Raw genomic sequence first — 20,303 nt, 5'->3', positions numbered from 1 at the left:
ATTGATGTCAGGCATTTCAATTATTAATAGTCTATTTCTTTTTTCCAATTTGAATTAGATCGGGGGATTTGTCTTTATCGCCTTCTTGACCTTTTGCTTGCCATCTGAGTAATACTTCTTTGAATGCAGCTGCATCAGCTTCATTTTCCGTGTACATCAATGTGGTCACCCAAAAACCATTGTTGGCAGTTTTTCCTCCAACAGAATTCATCCAAAAATCACTTGGTAAATTCTCCATCACTTTACTGTCTTTTTCTTTAGCAACTTCTGACCATCTATTTGAGACAAAATTCAAAATTTGTTCAAGTTCTTCTCTTTGAATCATACGCCTACTACTTAGCCTCTAAATTTTAAAATTTCTACAAAATACAGGATTTTGAGTTAGTAAAAATAATCTTACTAAAACTAAAAAGAATACTTACACTTTGTTGGTTATACAAATCTCTAAAGTTATTCACATGACCCAAGACGATATCGAGATAATCGGTAAAAACGTCAAAGACATGTACGGAACATTCATGGGTAAAGTCGCAGGAACAATAACTGACATTGACGGAAGTATTCAATCCGTTGGCGTTGACTGCGGTTCTCAAGGATTACAGCAAATCCAATATGAGCAACTAGTAGTTCAAGGCGATGTAGTTATTTACATTCCAAAATGGAGACTTGACTCTCAAAGACTCATTCGTGAAAAACAACTAACTCTACGTCGTCTAAAGGCCTTGATTGATATTGTTTCAGAAAATGATGACATGAAAGAAGATGCAGAAATCATTCATGAAAAATACAAGTCAAAACTTGTATCATTAGATGAAACAGAAAGTGAAATCAAAGCCAAACTTGAGGCAAGATTGACTGAGCTAGATGAACAAATGAAGTCTGCAAAAATGTTATCATTTGATGCAAAAGTACAATTCAAGAGCAATGAAATCTCTGAAGAAACATTTGAAACCGTGAAATCATGCACGACTGAGGTAATTGAGCATGTAACTCACGAAGTATCAGAAATTGAAAATGTTAAGAGTAGAATTGCAGACTTAGAATTGGAAGTACAAGAGATAACAGCCCCTCCTACACCAGACATCCAAGAATCAGCCGTTTCATATCTGGAGACAAATGAACCACAACAAGTAGTTCAAACAAGTCTTCCGGAAGCACCAACAGAACCCGTTACAACACCTTCAGAACCAATTGAGGCAAGTGCAGCCCCTATGCCAGAACCTCCAACAGAGTCTGAAGTAACATTTGCATTTCCAGAACCACCCCAACAGGTGACAGCAGAAACTCCAAAAGACGACAACGATAATGATTGGCTTGCTAGAATGGAAGCACAATAATTTTTTTAAATTATTTTTTTAACATTTAGAAAGATCTTAGTTCATACACTTTTTGATGTCTGAGACCTATGATGTCGGGCTTGGAAATAATGATACTAGTACCCGAATAAAGGCTGATTCTGATTTTGTCTCTTTTTGGGATGATCAGGCAAAAAATCTATCATGGTTTTCTCCTTGGAGTAAAACCCTCGATTGGCAGCCTCCATTCGCAAAATGGTTTGTTGGAGGCACTATTAACGCATCATACAACGCCTTAGATGTTCATCAGGAGACAAAATCTGAAAAACCCGCTATTTTATGGGAGGGTGAGAATGGTGATTCTAGGACACTTACATATTCTGAAATCTTGTCCCAAGTCCAAAAATTCTCAAATATTCTCAAATCTCTAGGTGTTGAAAAAGGAGATCGTGTAACTTTGTATCTTCCAATGATTCCAGAACTACCAATCGCAATGCTATCTTGTGCTAGAATTGGAGCAACTCATACTGTTATATTTTCAGGGTTTAGTGCAACATCCATTAGAGATAGAGTTGATGATTCAAAATCCAAAGTCATAGTAACTGCTGATGGTGGTTATCGTCGTGGAAAAGTTGTAAAACTCAAAGAGGTAGTTGATGAGGCAATCAAAGGTTTTGATTTTGTTAAAAATGTAGTTGTTGTAGAGAGAACAAAAAATGAAATCTCAATGACTGCCAAAGATAAATTTTGGAATGACTTGATGAATGATGCATCTGATAATTGTCCTGCAGAAAAATTAGATAGTGCACACCCACTTTACATTTTGTATACTTCTGGAACCACTGGAAAACCAAAAGGTGTTTTACATGGAACTGGTGGGTATCTAACTCATTTACATTCAACTTTCAAATGGGCATTTGACATTAAAGATACTGATGTATTCTTTTGTACTGCTGATATTGGATGGGTCACAGGTCACAGCTATGTAGTTTATGCACCTTTGTTACATGGTGCTACTGAAATCATGTATGAAGGTGCTCCTGATTTTCCTGATGCCTCAAGAATGTGGGATATTTTACAAAAATACAAAGCAACAATTTTCTATACAACCCCTACTGCACTTCGAATGTTCATGAAATTTGGTGATGACATTCCAAATTCATTTAATCTTTCATCACTGAGATTACTTGGAACTGTTGGAGAACCTATCAATCCTGAAGTTTGGAAATGGTATTACAAAACAATTGGTAAAGAGAAATGCCCTATCATTGATACTTGGTGGCAAACAGAAACTGGAGGGATGTTGATTTCTCCTCTTCCTGGTTTGGAGACTATTCCTCTAAAGCCTGGTTCTGGAACCCGTCCAATCCCAGGCGTAAATATTACTGTTGTAGATGAAAATGGAGAAGATGTTGCCCCCAATACCAAAGGATATCTTGTAGTCAAGAATCCTTGGCCTGGAATGCTTTTGACTTTGTGGGGTGATGATGAAAAATACAAGACAGTATACTGGTCAAAATACGAAAATTGTTACTATCCTGGTGATTATGCTCTAAAGGATTCTGATGGATATCTTTGGTTACTTGGACGTGCTGATGATGTTCTCAAAGTTGCAGGACATAGAATTGGAACTGCAGAACTTGAAAGTTGTATTGTTTCTCATGATGATGTTGCTGAATCAGCTGTATGTGGTATTCCTGATGAAGTAAAAGGTGAAGTAATTATTGCATTTGTTGTACTCAAAGAAGGTGTAAATACTGAGACAAAAGTTTTAGAAAAAGAACTCGTTGAAAAAATCAGAACAGATATTGGTGCTATTGCTACTCCAAAACAAATCTACTTTGTAACTAAATTGCCAAAGACTAGGAGTGGAAAAATTATGCGACGATTACTAAAAGCAATTGGAAATAATGAAAAAATTGGTGATGTGAGTACTTTGGAAGATGGTGCTGCTGTTACTGAAGTACAAACTGCTTTTGATGAAATTCAAAAATCAATTAAAGAATCAAACTAGATCTTTTTTAAATTAACTGTGGCCAACATCTCAAACATATCTTTTAGTCCATCATATTCTGATTTTGACTCTTCATCTAATTCGTTGTATTCCTTTTCTTTGATTTCATCTAGTCTATCGTTTGCATCTTTAAAAAACTGTTCATATTCTTTTATTTTTTCATCGCTCATTTGACTCAAATCAAAAATTACTGTATTGCTTCCAAGAAGATTTCTATTTTCATCATATAGACTAGTTGCATGTAATACTCCTGGAAATGTGCTTCCATCTTGTCTCTTAAAGATGATTTTTCTGTCTGTTACTTTTCCTGTCTCAAACCATGTTTTGAGTGAATTATTCATGTCTTGCCACTCATCTTTAGGCACATGTTCAAAGATTGTCTTTCCCAAAATCTCAGATTTTGCATATCCTAGATTCACTGCATATGTTGAATTGCAATCAAGTATTGCCCCTATGGAATTAATTCTTCTCCACATTACTGGTGCATCTTTGAGAGTTTTTCGTGCTTCTGTTTGTGGCATTTTTTAAAATTGTAAGAACTAGTTATTAAATTGAAATATTTTCAAAACCATTGATTGGGGTTGAAAACACAAACTAACTTTTTCATGATTTGACTTTTTTTAAAAAAAATTATCGATAATATCCATTACGAAAAAAAATAATGGGAAAATTAGATTGCTTTTGTTTTCAGAAAAATCTAGCCATCAAAGGCTATGGTGAAAACATGTGGAATCGCCAGTGTGGCACGGAGCGCCTTTTGGTTCTACTTGGTAGATTAGAGCATCAGAATCACAGTCAACTAGGATGTTCTTGACAACCTGCACATTTCCAGATTCTTCACCTTTCATCCATAGTTTTTTGTGGGATCTACTCCAAAACCACGACTTGCCTGTTTTCTTTGTCAACTCTAATGATTCTTGGTTAGAGTATGCCAAAGTAAGGATGTTTTTTGTATCAGCATCCTGAACTATTACGGGAACAAGTCCGTCTCCTTTTGAAAAATCAATTGATTTTATTGATTGTTTCATTTGGTTGTGGTGAAAAAACTACCCTATAACTCTTGCAGTCAAGTTTGGGACATGATTATAATGAACTGGATGTAGATGTCGGATGATGTCTGGTCAAATACACATTCAAGGAGAATTTATCATCAAAAAAGGAAAATCTGGTGAGTTCAAAAAACTGATTAAAAAGATGAGCAAGTCTGTTCAGATTAATGAACCTGACACACTACATTACCACTTTTATCTTGATGAAAATGATTCACGATGCATAGTCTATGAAAAATATACAGATTCAAAGGCAACACTTGCACATCATAACGGAATAGCATCCCAAACAATACTTCCACAAATCTTCAAAATATCAAAATTAAACCGACTTGAGGTTTATGGAAAACCAAGCAAAGAGTTGAAAAAATTACTAGGAACCTTTGATGCCAAAATCTATCGTTTTGTCACGGGATTTGCTCGTTAATTGTTGTATGCGGGGTTCAAATCCATCTTTGTATTGCCTCAAGACTGTCATTTGGATTTGTGTTAAAGCAGATTATTGATGATGGCGCGTTTTGATGTACCAGATTGATTGCCTTTTCAAACAATAAGAAATACTCTGGCGATACACGAACCCCTGCACCAATCAGTACACAGTTAAACTTGCCTTTTGATAGTTTCTGGGAGATTATGTCAATATCAGACCCGTCTGGATTGATCAAGCAAATCTCAATTTCATAGCCCAACTCCAATCCTTTCTCCTGTCCTTTCTTCAAACCCTCCATTACTTTTTCTGCGTTAAAATCTGGAAAGGAACCAAAGTCCAGCGTTGTTGGCTCAAAGCCAATTAGCAGAACCCGTTTGTTATTTGACATTATTTTGGGTTGTGATATTTTGAATTAATGTTTTCCATTTGTGTTTATCTTGAATCCCAGTCTTCATGTTCTAACCTTTATGCGCATATCTCCATTTTACAATTTTGTATACTACCCCCGATATCAACAATAACAAACCAATATACCAAATCCATATCAAGATATCAAAAATTATTGAATCAAAGTCAACATTGACGTTGAATATATCATATGCATAATTTATCCCAAAAAATACACCAATTGCAATAATTCCTATTATAACGGTATTATCTGAAACAGAGGTTGTCATGATTTGTTAAAATTTCAATTCTGGTATTCATAAGTACTTTGAATTTTTATTTCAAATCCCAACAGATTTGAATCCCGTTTTTATTATAATCCAAAAATTTCCTGAAACGTTCCCTTTGGTATTTTGAACATGTTTTGCGATTGTCTTTTTTTGAGATAAAACAATACGGGCAACCCTGCAATTATTGGAGAAAACCCTAATGACAAAAATAACAAAATCATAAATTCTGTTTCCACATACATATGGAATAAAAATAGATTAATTCATAAATTTTACCAAACTTGATTTGGGTTTACGTATGTGAATATTCTATTTTTTATTTTTGGATACTCTCCAATGATTAGCTCCTGAGTCAATCACATGTTTCAATAATTTTTCAAGGTCAGAGTATTTTTTTCCACAGGAGCAATAATTCATAAGGTATGAGTTAAATTATAAAATATAAAGACAATCATTAATCTCTAGTTTTAGAATTTCCATGCTACCAATGATGCTCTCATCTCTGGTATTGTTCTTCATCAATTATTGCCCAAGACAATCCCATTAGTTGTTCCCAAGATTCAGCGTTGTCTTTTGACATAATGTATTATTGTAAAATTTGCTTAAAACACTAATGAACAAATCGTTCATGAACCTATAAAAAAATCTACCAATAAAGATCAAATTCACAAAAAGTGATTTACCAAAACACTTGACAATACAATTACAAACAATACAATTCCTGCCAAATATCCTAGTTTTTTCTTTTTGTAGACTAGCCATCCCAAGATAAATCCTGCAATTCCTATGGCAAAATGAATCGTAATGGCATCATATCCGCTAAACTTTTCCCCAAAAAACCAAGTTTCGGGATTTATGATTATTGGAATGATCCAAAATCCATAAAATATCCAATGTAGTATTGCAATATGTGTTGTAATTGATTTTGTTTTCATTTTCATGCACACATTACGACATCATCTCTGATTAGTTCGGAATCTCCAACATGACCCTTGATTACTGATGTCAATTTTTTATGGTTCGTCACATCTTTTGTCCATGAACCGCCAACTGAAATTACTGTTTGCTCATTATGATACTCAATCATGATTTCCCTATTTGGAATGTCAAAGTCTTGACCAAATTCTGATATCGTGGCTCTTAGTGCGGATGTTAGTTTGACTTCATCAATCGTATTGTTTTGCACATACCACCACTGTGTCCAACAATACATATCGTTTTGAGCGATGCGTGGATATCCAGAAGGAAATGCAGGGTTTGGGCTATCTGCAAACAGGTAAAATATCATGCCAAAAACTGCAACTGCAATAATAATTCCAACAATGATTATCAGAAAACCAATCCTCATTTTCTAACATATCACAAAGCTTGTTTCGTACATAATTCCATTCAGGATAAAGTATCGGGTGTGTTTTGATTTGTCATTGTCAAACTGCACGTTGTTTTGCTCCAAAAAGAAATCCTGAACCTTGCCTTGAATTTTTCCTCCCACATCCTCAGACATTCTGATCTTGTCCTGAGACTTTTGGATTTGGCTTATTGCATCAAGTATCTTGGCAAGAGGAATCTTGTCTTCCTTGTTAATCTCAAAGTAAATTAGATTGGATTTGTTTGGATTTGTATTTTCAACAAATCTTGTTTTGACTTCTTCTGTTGTTCCGCTGAATTGTATGTTCATGTCTACATCCCTGTCTGAAAATACCTGTTCTTTTAATCCATTAATGCTATACAATTTGTCATCCATCAGGATCCTCGGAATGCGGTAATTCTGATCATCATCCGTGATTTGACGCAAAATGGTTTCTTCATGTCTGGTAAATTCTAGATAATCTCTTTGTTCCAAATGATTTTTTATGATGCCATGTTCTTCTGGAGAAACGAAAAACATGACACGGTCATTTAATGGATAATCCATTTCATTTGATTCTAAGATCATCTCATAAAACTCTGGAATCTGTTCGAGGTCAGCGTCCGTAAAGTTCAAGAACGTTACATCCTTGTTGTACGGGTTTTGTAGAAACTCTGCAAACAAGTTTTCAGGATACTTTTCAAACCCGATATATGCACAAAAATGCTCTCCAACTTCAGAAGCCGTATTGTCTTTCATTTCTGTCTGAATCGAATCGGGTTTAAAATCAATACTGGAATTAATTGTGTCTTTTAGATCTTGCAACAATATTGTTTTGCCTGACTGAGACACTGCATTATCTCCGGTTATGACATAACTGCCTTCAAAGAACGGATAGTATCCTTCCCCCATAACCATGTCTAGTTCTTCATGGGTTGTAATAACCAATACTTTTTGTCCTGATTCAAAGATAAATTGAGGATTATCAAAAATGTGTTTTCCTCGCAAGTCATCTATTGTTTTTGCCCAGTATCCATAATATCGGATTTCCAACATGTCTGAATTTTTGTTATTTTTGAGCCAGTCATCTACCTTGATTTTAGCAGTATCTACAACCAGATAGTCTTCAAACAATCTAATGTCAATCCAAGTGCTTTGGACGGTGCCAATGACAATCGCATCAGATCTTTTGCTCATTTCATCAACAGTCAGAACCTCACGTAGTGCGTCAGCAGTTGGAATTAATGCAAGTAATGACAAGCACATGACAAGCATTATCAAAAGTCTACTCTTCATTTTCTATCTCTCCTACAAACTTTCCAATTGTTTGCCATTCACATCCCAGATTCAAAAAAACATGAGTTCCATTTGTGTATCTTAATGTGTTTGTCATTCTTTCTTTGGAAGAGTCATTTGCACAGCTGTCCATTACCGTTTGAAGATCAACATCACTGAGTTGGTTGTTATACCAAGAATTTGGTGGCGGTACACGGAATTCTTTGGTAACAGTGGTAGGCGAATCCTCAGAAGGTTTGTCAAAAGTCACAGTAACATTATAGGTTCCGGAATTTTGTAATGCAATATGACCAAATGTGGTTCCTTGTTCTTTTCTCACATCAAAAACAAATTCTTTCATCATAGTCTCTGGTTCACACAATCCAAATGAATGAATTCCAATCATTTCCCCAGTTTGATCCGGAAAAGAGACAGTTTTACTACCGCATGAATATCCGTATCCAGAAATAATGTATGAAAAATCATATTGCTCACCTAGGCGATAGATGTCTTTCATCCCAGTTATTTCAATGGAGTAATGTTCTTCTTTAATTGGAGGGAACTCAGGTTTAATCTCAGAAGGTCTCTCAAATGGATCAAAAGTTCTAGTTCCACTAATGCCTGCCAATATTCTTCTCTCTATTTCACATTCCTCGTCACACTCTTCTGGAATGCTGTACCATATTGCAACAAAAATGATTGAGGATACGATGATCATGCCAACAATGATTGTCAATAACCTAGCCTTCATTTTCTAATTCTCCAATACAATGACTTTACCCTTTATCCAAGGATGAGGCATTCCATAATACTCGAAAACACCTGTTTGGTTAAAAATTACAGATGCTGATTCACCTGGCAAAATAGTTCCAATTCCCCAAAAACTATCGCCACCACTAACACTTACAATTCCATGTGGAGTATTATCCCCATTAACCCAGACGATGGTGTTGTTTTTGCCCAACACAACTGAGATTATTTCAGGATCCAAACTCTGATTTTCTACAAGTACTGCTCCTTGTAGAATCATCACAGTTGGATTTGATTTACCATGTGATGCAGTCCAGTATTTTTCACTAGTCCATTCTCGCTCAATCAGTTCTTGTTTTGTTTTTTCAGACACACATGCTACAGAGCCATCATACTTTTGAATCAAAACTAGACTGTCAATACATTGTAAATTCTCAAAAGAAATTCCAGATGCCAATTGGTCTTTAAGGGAACTTGACGTCACCAGTATTTGATCAGAGTACAAAAAACTTCCTGCAAATGCTGGTGATACAGGTTTGCCATTATTCCACATATACATTTCATAGAAATAAATTCCGCCGCTCTTTGGCGTCCACAGATACTCTAACCTCTTATTTTCTTGTGCTACCATATCCACTGGGATTACATCAATAAACTCTACCTTACTTTCAGGATATTTTGTAATGTCTCCTTCATCAAGACTCTTTGGAGATTTTTTTATTTGAAGAATCCAGTCAAAATCAACATTTTCTCGAGAGATATTTGTAATGTTTACGCTTATTGGAATTGGAGTTCCTTTTGTGCCATGTTTTATTGGAGCATCTGGTTTTAGAATGATTGGTTTTGTGGTTGGATATTTCATTGAAGAGTTATCTGATTCTGCATAAAGACGTACTTGTTTAACTGATTTTTCTTGTGGAACCAAAGCATGAATTCTAAACTCTTTTGTTTCATAACCATCCAATGTTTTGGGTTGTACATCATCATTTGAATATCCAGCAACACCTACAAGACGATGCTCTGATTCGTACAAACTTGCAAGAACATAGACATTTTGGGTTGCATCATAATGCGTGTTGGTGATTGTTCCACTTACTTGCCATTTATCAAATAAAGCATCATGCGTTTGTCCTTGTATTGTTTCAATTTTTTTAAATTCTGTTAGTGTTGCATTAAGATCAACAGGCTTCCACGAGAAATAATCCACATGGGTTCTTCCAGTGCCCACATGTGCAACTTGATTTAAGATTTTAGAATCAATGTCTTCTATTACCATTTGAAATGGCAATGGATGTGATCCAAGTGGATTAATCACAAAACCGCCGTGTATGGGATGCCCCTCTGTAACCAAAAGTTCTCTTTCAAACAATACACCTCCAGTAGAATTGTAAAATACAAATTCGTATTTGGCATTTCCAAACGGTTCAACTTTGTAAGAATCATTCCACAATTCCCCATTCACTACCAAGTTTCCCGTAATTGGATCAATATGGTGAATCATGTCATATGGAAAACAGCATACCGCAAATGCGTCATCAGACATGATCATAACAAATCCGATTGTTCCAGTTACAAATAGAATCAAAAATCTAGTTTTCATTTTAATCCACTGCCAACATTGTAACATGGTAAACTCTGTCTTCAAACTCAAAGTAACTACTAAAACCATCATTAGATTTACCAAATGCTTTGTCGTATTCTTTTTCAAGCCAATCGTGAATGCCGTGATGGTTGGACACTCCATAGTCTTTCTGGATAGTTTTTACAAACAAATTTTTATTGTATTTGGACACTTCATAGTCTTCAAATTTCCACATTTCAATTAACAAATCAAATACGATTGGGTTTATGCTATTCTCGTCAACCGGTATTGGAGGCATAGCATCATGCTCTGAACCTCTTTGCTTCTCCCACTCATAATATTCATCCCAGCTTGACAAAGTTATGAATACCGTAGTATATCCTGCCGAATGTTTAACTTCTAATCTATCATCAGGTCTTAACGTGTTTTCATTTTGTGTTAGTTCCTCCAAAAAACTTCCATCATGATCTACGTGTTTTACATACCAAATATCATCACCGTACCCAATCCAGACTTCGGTGGAATCATTCAACTCGTAGACATAGATGTGGATTCCACTCCCAATGTCCTTGTGTGGTTCACCAAATTTTGAGAATATGTTGTTGATGTCATGTGATTCAGATAATGTATATTTGAAATCATCAAGCGTTGGAACTATTTTTTCCATGTATGATGACGTTACATCTTGTTCCAAGAAAACATCCCGTGACTGGACTGCAACAATAATGTCACTTACCCATCCTCTTTTAATTAACTCGAAAACTGTTTTGGATTTTATACATGCAGGACTGCCATCATATCTTTGTGTCAACTGGAGGTGTGGCTTGCACTTGATTTCGTGATAGGGAATTTTATCTTTGAATTGTTTTAGTGGAGAGCCCATATTCAATGGAGCAGAAGAAACGGTACGATCAAATGAAATGCCAGAAGATCTTGCTTGTAATAGAAATTCCGTTTCTATTGTTTTGCCATCAATCTGTATTTTTAGAAAATATTTGCCATAATCCGCAATTAAATTGATTTTGTTATGAGGTTCAAATCCAAGTTTGATTTGGGATGTTTTGAGTTCTGTGTCATTACTAATAACGCATAAAGAACCTCTCTTTTGCGTCCAGACAACCTTGCCATTCTCATTTGTTATCTCTGCAACATACGAGTTGCATTGGTCTAGTGCCGTCTTTTCTAGAATAAACGTAATTGACTCTCCAAAATAGTTGTGGTATGAAAAGTCAATGAATCTGTATTCTGCAGAATCATATGACAATCCAAAGGAAGGAGTTGCAAAAAACCCCACTAATATCAAAAGAATAATCGGATATTTCATAATGTATGAAAATCGATTCTAGTCATTGAAAAGTGCTTCTACACTAGTGTTCTTGTATTCATGAAGTGATTAATTACTCATCATTTGTAATGGACTGTAAGTAATATTGATGATTGAAATCTATTGTCATATTTTGGTATTATTTTCAATATGTTTCAAAATACTATTTACAAAACCCGTAACCGCATGAATGACAAATTTTGCATCATAGTCTGTGAAAATCATTCCCTTGTATTCTGCTTCGTGAGGATTGAGACTCAGATAATAATGAAGATCTCCAATGATTTTACTAAGACGACTTGCCTTTTCCTTGTCATTAAGTAGGATTGAAAGATAATTCCTTCGTTTATCATTTTTCCCATTTTGTTTTGTATCATTTTCAATTTTTAATTCAGGTTTGGAATTTGCCCATTCTTCCAACCCTGCATCCAAAGCATCCAACGCATTTCTGCTCTCTTTTAGCACATCACCATATCTTCCTTCACTGAATGCACGTCTTGCATTATCGGTAAACTTGACAATGTGTTCGGTAAGTGGGAGTTTGGGAAACTCAATTTTTGGTAATTCTATTAATTCGAATTTATTGAATTCAGTTGTGTTAAGATGCTCAATCCATTCAGAACGAGGATACTTACACTCTTCTGAACCTCTGGATTGGATGTTGAGAGTTTCAAACGAGTTCCCTGTGTTTTGACGTGGAACACACCATCCAATTGGTTGGTTGATTCTAAACCATAAATCATTACCATTACGTAATTCTTCTAATTTTGACATCAAATAAGGCGATAAGGTTCCAGTCATGTGAATTAAAGTATTGCCCCCTAAATGCACACTGTTACTGTCGTTGTCTTGTTCAACTACACAAAGTTCAAACCAGTCAGGTTTCTGTGTTCTTACATATAATTTTCCCTTAAGACCTGTTAATTCAATATTATCTGGAAGACTACCTCCATAATTGTTGTATCTTACATCTAACACTACCCGTAAATGTGGTTGAAATGCATTACCTTGCTCTAGTCTTACTGATGTAATGCCAGAATCTACTTGTGTCATAATCTTTTCATTCATATTCATTATTTAAGAAAACCGAAAGATGAGATTATTTTTGACAATTAGAACATGTCAGATGACATCTTTTAGGGCAACCTCATTGTATATGATTTTAATACAAAAATAATCTAATCTGAACGAGTTGACAATTACAGAAACTGTGGAATTTTGGGTGTTGATTTACATTTTAGAATTTGCAGTTTTAGGAAGAATTCTCAGTGATAATTTTCTGCGAGAAAGGGTTACATCAACTACGCTTGTTAGAGCATACAACCTTATTGGATTCAATGCCACCATGATTGGTACTGCTATCTATTTGATTTCTTATGCAGGTCTTTTCATGTTCGATACACAAACAGATCTATGTATGGTTGCAGAACTATCTCAAGACATAGTAAACCAAACCAAAGCTTTGGATTGCGTCACTAAAGGAAATGATCTTAGACTTGATTTGTTTCTTTGGGGAGGCATTGCAATAACGATCATTCTAATGGGTAACATATTCTTGGCAATTCAAAATTTCAGGAACAACAATACTTCAAATTGAGTATGTTTTTTCGTATTAGTGTTTTGAGAAGAATGTTGGATTTATTATGAATACATATGAGAATAATCTCTAGAAGGTTTTTTGTAAATTTCAGAATTGAAATTAACTGGTAAAGACGTCTTTTTATGTCTAGCAATGATCAAAACCCCAGAAATTGCTGCATCTATTGCTACAACTTTCCATAGATTAACTTCATTAGATTCGAATATGTTGTGCATGATAAATCCTAAATTAATAGTACCCAAAACTAACAAAAAAATTGCAGATGGTTTCATGATTTTCGAAAAAATAGTGGTTGTAAGTCTTGGTAGCAAATACAACATTACCATGAATGCTAGTGTTGCAATTATTATCCACACTATCGGTACGAAGTGAGGAAAGTGAGAATACATGAATCCTTTTGAAGTTGCTATGTATGTTTCCGTGAATTGAAATGATGCTATGGGCATACTAGAAAGAATTCCTATTCTCCATTTCTGAGATAGGCTTAGAGCAAAAAAACCCAAAAATATAGATCCTAACATCAACCCTCCAGAAATCTCGAACAACTCATCCCATGTTCTTTCTGTACTACATGCTGCAGTGATATGGCCTTGATTATAATACAACTCTCCAGAAACTCCTTCAATAGAACAAACTGCTAATTGAGTATATTCATGAGGATAAGGTACAAGAATCAAAGAAACTCCAACGATTAATGCAGAAAATATGATTGTAGATCTTGAAACACGATTTCTTAACATACTTGTTATGTGTAGTACGAATCTTAAATTGTTTACACTAAATATGTAGACTAGTAGTGATTTTTCTTAAAATAAATCTCCATTCTTGTCAAAATGATGATTTCCATATCCAAAGCGATTAAAGATTCATCCATAATCTCTTTAATGTAATCTGAATCTAATTCTTCGATTTTTTAGCAAATATAGGTTAGATTACGAAGAAATGTACTGACAAAGTTTTCATTTTAAATAGGATTATTCTATTTTTTACTTTGGTGATGATAATAGAAAAACATCCATTACCCGAAATGGAACCATTCTATCAAGATGTAGAAAGACAATTTTTAGAATTTAATGAAATAATACCTGTTGGAAAGAACCCCATAGATGAAATTTACTCTCCACGATTTTTCAATATGATTCACACATTAGGTGCACAAGTTGATACAATGTTACAAATTTTATTAAAAGATCTGGGCATTAAACCAAAAACAAAAAACTTTCCAGAATATTATAATGCTCTTAATTGTGACGGAATGTTAGCGTATCAAAAAGTAAAATGTAAACTTGATCATTCCACAATTCAACCATTCAAAGAACCCTCTCCAGAATGGTGGAATAAATACAATAAAGCTAAACACGAATTACCATTTGGAATTGAAACCATAAGATTAAGGCATATTCTTGAGTCACTTGCAGGACTTTATGTGCTAAATAATCTAGCTTGGACTAGGGAGATTGCAACAGACATGTCTATTGATTTGCCAGATTATTATCGATACTCAAACACATTTTTAGACATCAAAAGTTGGCGCGATGAAGAATATGAACGAGAACATGATTTACATACAGATAACAACGACACAATAATGATAAAATCAAAGATTTTTTCAAGATTGACATACTATTATCCAAAATCATCATGAATTTAGATTCAAAATATCAAATCATAATCTGCAATACCGACAATTTTATTATCGTTGTTTCTTATTACTGCAAATCTACATCTTGAATTTTCCATTTTATCTTTTAAATTAGATAATGTTTCATCTTGTAAAATTTCACAAAAATTTTCCCGTTTGATCTTCTCCTTAACAAATGGTGGTTTTTCAATCGATGAGTCCAAAAATATTTCCTGGAATGTTTGCTTGCCTGACTCGGTTACAATTTTAATTTCTTTAGTTGAAAGCAATCCTATTATTTTTGTACCATTAGTTACTGTAAAGATTTCTTTCTTCTTCCCATCATATTTTACATTTGCAAATAAATTATACTCATTTGGTTTTAACCACGAATTGTGGATTTGTAATAAAGTTACATGATCTACAGTTTTGGGTTTTAAGAACCAATAAAAACGTGGTAGATACATTCTCGGCGAAGACACCACAATAGAAATGATTATTCCAACAAACATCATCAGAACAATAACCGTGGAAGATGGAGGTACAACAAAAAATACATCCGGTTTTATTTGTTCATTTAAAACAAAATGATTAAGTTTGTCAATTCCATAATTCATGTAATATGTAGTTGATGTATAATACCCAAGTCCAACTGAAAGTCCTACAAATGCACTTAAAACAATTAACCCCCAAATAACTCGATAAACATCGTAGGATACATGTTCTATATCATACGAATCAAGATAATGTTTTCTAAATGATTCTTTGTAATATGTTAAAAAATAATGTGTCGATACTATTGAGAAAATACCTATTACAATTAACACTTGTACTACACCACTTATATTTTCAACAATATCTATAGTAGTTGCACCAAAACTTCTCTCAGAATCTAAGATGTTTAAGAATTTTGGATCACCATCTGAAAAAAGAGAAATTTTTTTTGGATTTACATTATAATCTCCCTCTAAATTAATTATTGAAAAAGATGAAGGAGATAATCTATCAATTTCAATTCTAAAATTTTTTGGGGTTTTATTTTCTAGAGGAATTGATTCTGTAGAATTGAAATTTTTTAAGATATAATTAGAGTCAGGTTCAAGTACGACAATTATGTTATTTGCAGATAACGTTCCTACATTTTTTATTATTAAATCTATTTTTGATCTATCATTATCATAATTTTTCCATTCTAAAATTGTAAGTTCTAAATCAGATTTGGGAGATAATGATTCCACAGATATGATAAAAATAAATGTCAATGCGCTGATAGATACAACAGCTGCCTGAATTAACCATTTAGGTACAGTATCAACCACAATCCCTCATCAAGTTATGTTTTCTTAAGCATTGCGACAAAGTATTGTATATCAGAATAAAATAATTAGATTAGTAATGGATTTTAATACTGTGTTAAAGTAATAAAAGAAGTTATCATTATCTTCTAACTAGACACAAGTTTCATGTTTTGTTGTAATTTTAGATCCCAATTTACTGAATTATAATTATTAAAAAATATAGATAAAACCCGCATTACCTGAACCGCCCACATCACCATTCATTCCTAATGATTTGAAGTATTCTTCAACATCTCTTCCAATTTTTTCAGAATCAGTTTCCCAGATTTGCCAAGTTCTAGGATCATCATGTTCAGATTTACGTTCAGTTGGCCTATCGGTTATTCCAATAGTCCATTGGTGATAAGCAGTATTCACATTTTTCACAACAGAATCAATGGCGGTAATTAATTCATCATAATTCACAATACTAGTAAATAATTGTGTTATTTAAGAGGATTTTAGATCTAAAATGTTAGTTTAGGTGATATTCAAAGTATATTTTTAGTTCTAATTTCATATAATATGAATATGAAAATACTTAGTTTTCCTAAATTTTATGTCAGTTTCATAACATTCAATCTTATTTTTACTCCAATAGTATGGTTTTTGGATCAACAAAGTGATTTAGAACAACAAAATACATTTCTGTCATCATCAATAGAAGCAACTGCTGCAATAGTGGCAATTGTTTTTGCAATATCTATTCTAGTTGTGCAACATGCTGCATCAAGTTATACTCCAACAGTTCTTAGCAATTTCAAAAATGATAAAAAATTTTGGTTTACTTTGACATATAGTATTTTCATAATATTTTTTCTAAGCATAAGTTTAGTATTCAGTTGGAAAACATCATTGCTGAATTTATTTTATTTTGGAAATACGTTAGGACTACTTGCAATATTCTTTTTGTATACATTCGAAAAAATAAATCCAATTTCAATTGTCAAAGACATTGAAAATGATATAATTAGTGAATGTAGAAAAATTCCAAAAAAATTAAAAGAAAAAATGGAAGAAAATTCAAAGTTAGAAACTTCTGGAAGATATGAATTTGCTGCAAAAGCTGTACCCACAGTTGCTTTACATTCAATCTTGGCAAATGATCCAAACTTAGTTTCAAAAATCCACATGTATGAATTAACCCTTAGACAAATAATTTTACAATCAGAGAGAAAAGGAGATTTTGATACTAGTAGAGCTAGTTTGTATGTATATCCTACAATCTTTGAAAATTATTTAAAAATTATTCCTGATTATGAATGGCCAAGTGATAAATTTATAGAAAAAATACTCGAGGATTTAAAATCATATTCAAATGAAGGTTTGCAAAAAAACGAGAAAATATTACTAGAAGATTTGTTTACAACATACAAAAAATCAGGAGAAATTTTTACAAATAACATACGTGCATTTGAAACTCAATTTGCCACAAATCAGCCATTACATTTATGCATTTATCACTTAAACGAATTTGCTAAAAAACTGCTCATTAAAGAAGAATATGATTTAAGTGCTAACGCAATTAGAGCAATGGGAGAATTAGGTAATTTATCAGCTAAAAATTTTCGCCATGAACATCTGGTAATAGACAGTATAACTAAACTTGCAATGGTGTCTATTCAAAGAAGAGATTTTTTTATTCCTAATATCGTAATGCATGAATCATTCAAAATTATTAGAACTTTAATTAAAAATCTTGGAGAAAAATATACAATAAAAGAAAGTATTGAATTGCTTGCAAAAATGTTAGAAGAATTTGAGAAACATAGAATTAATGATATGAGTTTGATGGGAGGATTTACAGATATTACAGATAATGGTGTAATTCCATGTGTAATCGAATGTTTGCAAGTCAAGAATGGAGATTACGAGAGATTCGAGACACGGTATAGGGAAGAATTTACAAAAAAAACAATTTCAAATTTAATCGGATTAGTAGGAAGATTAGGTAGAGCTGCAAAAGAAAGCGGTCAAGTGGTTATGGCAAGTACCTGTGCAGATTGTCTAACCGTCATAGCAGGATTTATAGCTCCACAAGAATACAAAACAATTGAACAAAAACATACAGAAGAATTAAGAGGAATCATTTCGATACTAGCCTCATTACAAGATAAAGAAAATAGGACAGTGTTGAGTAGTGTGAAACACAGAATTTCAGAAGTGATTGTGAATTGTTACGATAATGGATATGATGAAGTGGCAGAAAATGGTATAGATTTGATGTCAATCATGTCACAAAACATTCTGAAAGATGATGATAGTAAATATTCAGCATTAAGAATATTGAGATCATTAGATACTGTAGGATGTTATGGAATTGCTTCTAAACATGACGAAATTTCAATTCAAATTGCAGACAAGTATCTGGATTTTGAAGAATTATTGGGAGAGAAATTTGGGAGAGAAATGACTGATCCATCATCAGATTATGGAAGGTATGAGATTGGGGAATATGATCAATTCAGATCAAAATACAAAACATATGATGATTTGTCTCAAATAGTAAATCCAGAGAACGGAAAAGAGTTTGAGGACATCATATCCAAAATAAGAAAAATTAGAAAAGATGCTAAAAGAAAGATTGAGTAGACTTAGGCAATACAAATGAGAAATTGTTTAGAAAGGAACTGTCAATCCCGGATATTTCATAAAATTTTGAATTTGTTTTTCACATCTAATTTTTAATTTTCTACGAATTTCAGCATCTATGGAATCATGGGGTAAAATTGTTAAAAAATCCTCTTGTGCTTTACTTATTTCTTCATATGCTCGAATCATTTCCAATTGAGTTAGAGTTAGTTCCATAAGCGGATTACATGTTAATTGTTTAAAGGTGTTTTGACATATGTATTGTAAATTATACAAATTAGAAAAAATTATTCTAGAACACATGCATTGTATTCTGGATTAAACACTGTTCATGGTCCACATGTTTCAATAGTGACTGTAACTGACTCTGTTTTTTCCAAATTATCTGGTTCCATTGTTACAGTATCTTCTACGTTGCCAATGGGAATTACATCTAGATCACAATCGGCATCAGTTGTGATATTTCCAATTGGTACGTGAAAATATGACGGTTTGTCGTAAGACTTTAGAACAAAGAAGAAAATCATTCTATTATGAAAAAGAATAACGCTTTACCGTTAATTCTCATTATTTTTGTTGGAATTTCAGTTACATCCATTTCTGCACAATCAAACTATGAAATCCCCTCTTGGTTTAAAGGAGTTGCAAACTTTTGGGCAGAGGGAAATATTGATGATGATGAGTTTGGAGAAAGTATTTCATTTCTGGTCAATAATGAAATAATCAAAGTTCCCAAAATCCAAGAATTAGAAAATGAAATCGTTAAATTAAAAGCAGAAAATTCAGAATTACGTTCTAAATTAAATTCAGTAGAACCAACACATGAACCAGACCGAGGAGAACAAGATCCAGCATGTGTGGGATGTAGCATGGAAGAAGCAAGAGAAGTAGCAAATCAAGCCAACTCTAACCGTGTATCTATCTGGACAGATAGAACAGACTATGGTCATGATGAAAGGATTGTCATTACGGGAAAAGTTGAAAAAGTATCTGGATTTCCAATTACAATTACAGTTATCAACCCATTAAATTCCAGAGCAACTCAAGACCAATTAACAGTAGCACGTGATGGTAGTTTTGAAACTAACATAAACACATCAGGTTCAATGTGGAAATATGATGGCACTTATACGATTACAGCAAGTTATGGTAGCGATGAAAACAGTGCAAGTGTAAAAATTGAATTATCCAGTAGAAGTACAAGTACTCTAAACTGTGATCCATCATATCCTGATGTATGTATTGCACCTTATCCTCCAGACTTGAACTGTGGAGATATCCGATACACTAACTTTAGAGTCATTGGCTCTGATCCTCACGGGTTTGACAGGGACAATGATGGGATTGGTTGCGAATCATGATAATCTGCATGTCGCTGATTTTTTAGAGTGTGTTTTAAAAAAATAATA

Annotated in this window: 24 protein-coding genes; 7 read left to right on the top strand and 17 right to left on the bottom strand. The window is 33.6% G+C overall.

The window, feature by feature from the left end; genetic code table 11:
- Nucleotides 1-31: 31 nt before the first annotated feature.
- Entirely contained in the window at nt 32-325 is a 294-nt protein-coding gene (locus ACQY22_RS09120; protein WP_428324377.1) for a hypothetical protein, read from the bottom strand.
- Between the two features lie 133 nt (nt 326-458).
- Here ACQY22_RS09120 and ACQY22_RS09115 point away from each other — a divergent pair, with 133 nt between their 5' ends.
- Both ACQY22_RS09115 and acs read left to right on the top strand, forming a co-directional pair.
- Nucleotides 459-1,337 carry a CdvA-like protein gene (locus ACQY22_RS09115; protein WP_428324376.1) on the top strand — a complete coding sequence of 293 codons (879 nt, stop codon included), beginning with the start codon at nt 459-461 and terminating at the stop codon, nt 1,335-1,337.
- Between the two features lie 55 nt (nt 1,338-1,392).
- Nucleotides 1,393-3,309: an acetate--CoA ligase gene (gene acs / locus ACQY22_RS09110; protein WP_428324375.1), complete on the top strand. Its 1,917-nt coding sequence runs from the start codon at nt 1,393-1,395 to the stop codon at nt 3,307-3,309.
- Here acs and ACQY22_RS09105 read toward each other — a convergent pair.
- Nucleotides 3,306-3,830, bottom strand: coding sequence for a PAS domain S-box protein (locus tag ACQY22_RS09105; RefSeq protein WP_428324374.1), 525 nt, complete (start codon nt 3,828-3,830; stop codon nt 3,306-3,308). The genes acs and ACQY22_RS09105 overlap by 4 nt on opposite strands.
- A gap of 183 nt (nt 3,831-4,013) precedes the next feature.
- Nucleotides 4,014-4,337, bottom strand: a complete 324-nt coding sequence (hisI, locus tag ACQY22_RS09100; RefSeq protein WP_428324373.1) for a phosphoribosyl-AMP cyclohydrolase — start codon at nt 4,335-4,337, stop codon at nt 4,014-4,016.
- Between the two features lie 85 nt (nt 4,338-4,422).
- On the opposite strand from hisI, the gene ACQY22_RS09095 reads away from it, so the two are divergent.
- Nucleotides 4,423-4,785: a putative quinol monooxygenase gene (locus ACQY22_RS09095; protein WP_428324372.1), complete on the top strand. Its 363-nt coding sequence runs from the start codon at nt 4,423-4,425 to the stop codon at nt 4,783-4,785.
- Nucleotides 4,786-4,801: 16 nt separating this feature from the next.
- Here ACQY22_RS09095 and ACQY22_RS09090 read toward each other — a convergent pair whose 3' ends face one another.
- The 9 genes from ACQY22_RS09090 to ACQY22_RS09050 form a co-directional block, all read right to left on the bottom strand.
- Nucleotides 4,802-5,176 carry a hypothetical protein gene (locus ACQY22_RS09090; RefSeq protein WP_428324371.1) on the bottom strand — a complete coding sequence of 125 codons (375 nt, stop codon included), beginning with the start codon at nt 5,174-5,176 and terminating at the stop codon, nt 4,802-4,804.
- A gap of 70 nt (nt 5,177-5,246) precedes the next feature.
- Nucleotides 5,247-5,465, bottom strand: coding sequence for a hypothetical protein (locus ACQY22_RS09085; RefSeq protein WP_428324370.1), 219 nt, complete (start codon nt 5,463-5,465; stop codon nt 5,247-5,249).
- 665 nt (nt 5,466-6,130) lie between these two features.
- Entirely contained in the window at nt 6,131-6,400 is a 270-nt protein-coding gene (locus ACQY22_RS09080; RefSeq protein WP_428324369.1) for a hypothetical protein, read from the bottom strand.
- A 2-nt stretch (nt 6,401-6,402) separates the two neighbouring features.
- A complete protein-coding gene (locus tag ACQY22_RS09075; RefSeq protein WP_428324368.1) occupies nt 6,403-6,813 on the bottom strand; it encodes a hypothetical protein in 411 nt (136 codons plus the stop codon).
- Between the two features lie 3 nt (nt 6,814-6,816).
- Nucleotides 6,817-8,109, bottom strand: coding sequence for a hypothetical protein (locus ACQY22_RS09070; RefSeq protein ID WP_428324367.1), 1,293 nt, complete (start codon nt 8,107-8,109; stop codon nt 6,817-6,819).
- Nucleotides 8,099-8,839, bottom strand: a complete 741-nt coding sequence (locus ACQY22_RS09065; RefSeq protein ID WP_428324366.1) for a hypothetical protein — start codon at nt 8,837-8,839, stop codon at nt 8,099-8,101. Before ACQY22_RS09065 ends, ACQY22_RS09070 begins: the two co-directional genes overlap by 11 nt.
- A gap of 3 nt (nt 8,840-8,842) precedes the next feature.
- Nucleotides 8,843-10,438 (bottom strand): cupredoxin domain-containing protein, encoded by a 1,596-nt coding sequence (locus ACQY22_RS09060; RefSeq protein ID WP_428324365.1) that lies wholly within the window; start codon nt 10,436-10,438, stop codon nt 8,843-8,845.
- A gap of 1 nt (nt 10,439) precedes the next feature.
- Entirely contained in the window at nt 10,440-11,744 is a 1,305-nt protein-coding gene (locus tag ACQY22_RS09055) for a hypothetical protein (RefSeq protein WP_428324364.1), read from the bottom strand.
- A 126-nt stretch (nt 11,745-11,870) separates the two neighbouring features.
- Nucleotides 11,871-12,797 carry a hypothetical protein gene (locus ACQY22_RS09050; RefSeq protein ID WP_428324363.1) on the bottom strand — a complete coding sequence of 309 codons (927 nt, stop codon included), beginning with the start codon at nt 12,795-12,797 and terminating at the stop codon, nt 11,871-11,873.
- Nucleotides 12,798-12,936: 139 nt separating this feature from the next.
- Here ACQY22_RS09050 and ACQY22_RS09045 point away from each other — a divergent pair, with 139 nt between their 5' ends.
- Nucleotides 12,937-13,341: a hypothetical protein gene (locus tag ACQY22_RS09045; protein ID WP_428324362.1), complete on the top strand. Its 405-nt coding sequence runs from the start codon at nt 12,937-12,939 to the stop codon at nt 13,339-13,341.
- 44 nt (nt 13,342-13,385) lie between these two features.
- Here ACQY22_RS09045 and ACQY22_RS09040 read toward each other — a convergent pair whose 3' ends face one another.
- Entirely contained in the window at nt 13,386-14,084 is a 699-nt protein-coding gene (locus ACQY22_RS09040; protein WP_428324361.1) for a hypothetical protein, read from the bottom strand.
- Nucleotides 14,085-14,341: 257 nt separating this feature from the next.
- On the opposite strand from ACQY22_RS09040, the gene ACQY22_RS09035 reads away from it, so the two are divergent.
- Nucleotides 14,342-14,989, top strand: coding sequence for a hypothetical protein (locus tag ACQY22_RS09035; protein ID WP_428324360.1), 648 nt, complete (start codon nt 14,342-14,344; stop codon nt 14,987-14,989).
- A gap of 8 nt (nt 14,990-14,997) precedes the next feature.
- On the opposite strand, the gene ACQY22_RS09030 is transcribed toward ACQY22_RS09035, so the two are convergent.
- A complete protein-coding gene (locus ACQY22_RS09030) occupies nt 14,998-16,284 on the bottom strand; it encodes a hypothetical protein (protein WP_428324359.1) in 1,287 nt (428 codons plus the stop codon).
- A gap of 189 nt (nt 16,285-16,473) precedes the next feature.
- Nucleotides 16,474-16,728 carry a hypothetical protein gene (locus ACQY22_RS09025; RefSeq protein WP_428324358.1) on the bottom strand — a complete coding sequence of 85 codons (255 nt, stop codon included), beginning with the start codon at nt 16,726-16,728 and terminating at the stop codon, nt 16,474-16,476.
- 183 nt (nt 16,729-16,911) lie between these two features.
- On the opposite strand from ACQY22_RS09025, the gene ACQY22_RS09020 reads away from it, so the two are divergent.
- Nucleotides 16,912-18,894: a DUF2254 family protein gene (locus ACQY22_RS09020; protein WP_428324357.1), complete on the top strand. Its 1,983-nt coding sequence runs from the start codon at nt 16,912-16,914 to the stop codon at nt 18,892-18,894.
- 27 nt (nt 18,895-18,921) lie between these two features.
- Here the strand turns inward: ACQY22_RS09020 and ACQY22_RS09015 are convergent, their stop codons facing one another.
- Together ACQY22_RS09015 and ACQY22_RS09010 are read right to left on the bottom strand one after the other, a co-directional pair.
- Nucleotides 18,922-19,110: a hypothetical protein gene (locus tag ACQY22_RS09015; protein WP_428324356.1), complete on the bottom strand. Its 189-nt coding sequence runs from the start codon at nt 19,108-19,110 to the stop codon at nt 18,922-18,924.
- A 113-nt stretch (nt 19,111-19,223) separates the two neighbouring features.
- Entirely contained in the window at nt 19,224-19,421 is a 198-nt protein-coding gene (locus ACQY22_RS09010) for a hypothetical protein (RefSeq protein ID WP_428324355.1), read from the bottom strand.
- A gap of 6 nt (nt 19,422-19,427) precedes the next feature.
- Between ACQY22_RS09010 and ACQY22_RS09005 the strand changes: the two genes are divergently transcribed.
- Nucleotides 19,428-20,255: a hypothetical protein gene (locus ACQY22_RS09005; protein ID WP_428324354.1), complete on the top strand. Its 828-nt coding sequence runs from the start codon at nt 19,428-19,430 to the stop codon at nt 20,253-20,255.
- Nucleotides 20,256-20,303: the final 48 nt, after the last annotated feature.

Source organism: Candidatus Nitrosopumilus sp. (assembly GCF_965263415.1).
Lineage (GTDB): Archaea > Thermoproteota > Nitrososphaeria > Nitrososphaerales > Nitrosopumilaceae > Nitrosopumilus.
This window is presented reverse-complemented; position numbering and strand designations above follow the sequence as displayed.

Excerpts from the sequence above, each read along its gene's own strand:
- ACQY22_RS09040 (WP_428324361.1), bottom strand. The coding sequence starts at position 14,084 with ATGTTAAGAAATCGTGTTTCAAGATCTACAATCATATTTTCTGCATTA.
- ACQY22_RS09095 (WP_428324372.1), top strand. The coding sequence starts at position 4,423 with ATGTCTGGTCAAATACACATTCAAGGAGAATTTATCATCAAAAAAGGA.
- ACQY22_RS09070 (WP_428324367.1), bottom strand. The coding sequence starts at position 8,109 with ATGAAGAGTAGACTTTTGATAATGCTTGTCATGTGCTTGTCATTACTT.
- hisI (WP_428324373.1), bottom strand. The coding sequence starts at position 4,337 with ATGAAACAATCAATAAAATCAATTGATTTTTCAAAAGGAGACGGACTT.
- ACQY22_RS09085 (WP_428324370.1), bottom strand. The coding sequence starts at position 5,465 with ATGACAACCTCTGTTTCAGATAATACCGTTATAATAGGAATTATTGCA.
- ACQY22_RS09010 (WP_428324355.1), bottom strand. The coding sequence starts at position 19,421 with ATGATTTTCTTCTTTGTTCTAAAGTCTTACGACAAACCGTCATATTTT.
- ACQY22_RS09105 (WP_428324374.1), bottom strand. The coding sequence starts at position 3,830 with ATGCCACAAACAGAAGCACGAAAAACTCTCAAAGATGCACCAGTAATG.
- ACQY22_RS09065 (WP_428324366.1), bottom strand. The coding sequence starts at position 8,839 with ATGAAGGCTAGGTTATTGACAATCATTGTTGGCATGATCATCGTATCC.
- ACQY22_RS09055 (WP_428324364.1), bottom strand. The coding sequence starts at position 11,744 with ATGAAATATCCGATTATTCTTTTGATATTAGTGGGGTTTTTTGCAACT.
- ACQY22_RS09050 (WP_428324363.1), bottom strand. The coding sequence starts at position 12,797 with ATGACACAAGTAGATTCTGGCATTACATCAGTAAGACTAGAGCAAGGT.
- ACQY22_RS09075 (WP_428324368.1), bottom strand. The coding sequence starts at position 6,813 with ATGAGGATTGGTTTTCTGATAATCATTGTTGGAATTATTATTGCAGTT.
- ACQY22_RS09005 (WP_428324354.1), top strand. The coding sequence starts at position 19,428 with ATGAAAAAGAATAACGCTTTACCGTTAATTCTCATTATTTTTGTTGGA.
- ACQY22_RS09015 (WP_428324356.1), bottom strand. The coding sequence starts at position 19,110 with ATGGAACTAACTCTAACTCAATTGGAAATGATTCGAGCATATGAAGAA.
- ACQY22_RS09080 (WP_428324369.1), bottom strand. The coding sequence starts at position 6,400 with ATGAAAACAAAATCAATTACAACACATATTGCAATACTACATTGGATA.
- ACQY22_RS09115 (WP_428324376.1), top strand. The coding sequence starts at position 459 with ATGACCCAAGACGATATCGAGATAATCGGTAAAAACGTCAAAGACATG.
- acs (WP_428324375.1), top strand. The coding sequence starts at position 1,393 with ATGTCTGAGACCTATGATGTCGGGCTTGGAAATAATGATACTAGTACC.
- ACQY22_RS09090 (WP_428324371.1), bottom strand. The coding sequence starts at position 5,176 with ATGTCAAATAACAAACGGGTTCTGCTAATTGGCTTTGAGCCAACAACG.
- ACQY22_RS09035 (WP_428324360.1), top strand. The coding sequence starts at position 14,342 with ATGATAATAGAAAAACATCCATTACCCGAAATGGAACCATTCTATCAA.
- ACQY22_RS09060 (WP_428324365.1), bottom strand. The coding sequence starts at position 10,438 with ATGAAAACTAGATTTTTGATTCTATTTGTAACTGGAACAATCGGATTT.
- ACQY22_RS09120 (WP_428324377.1), bottom strand. The coding sequence starts at position 325 with ATGATTCAAAGAGAAGAACTTGAACAAATTTTGAATTTTGTCTCAAAT.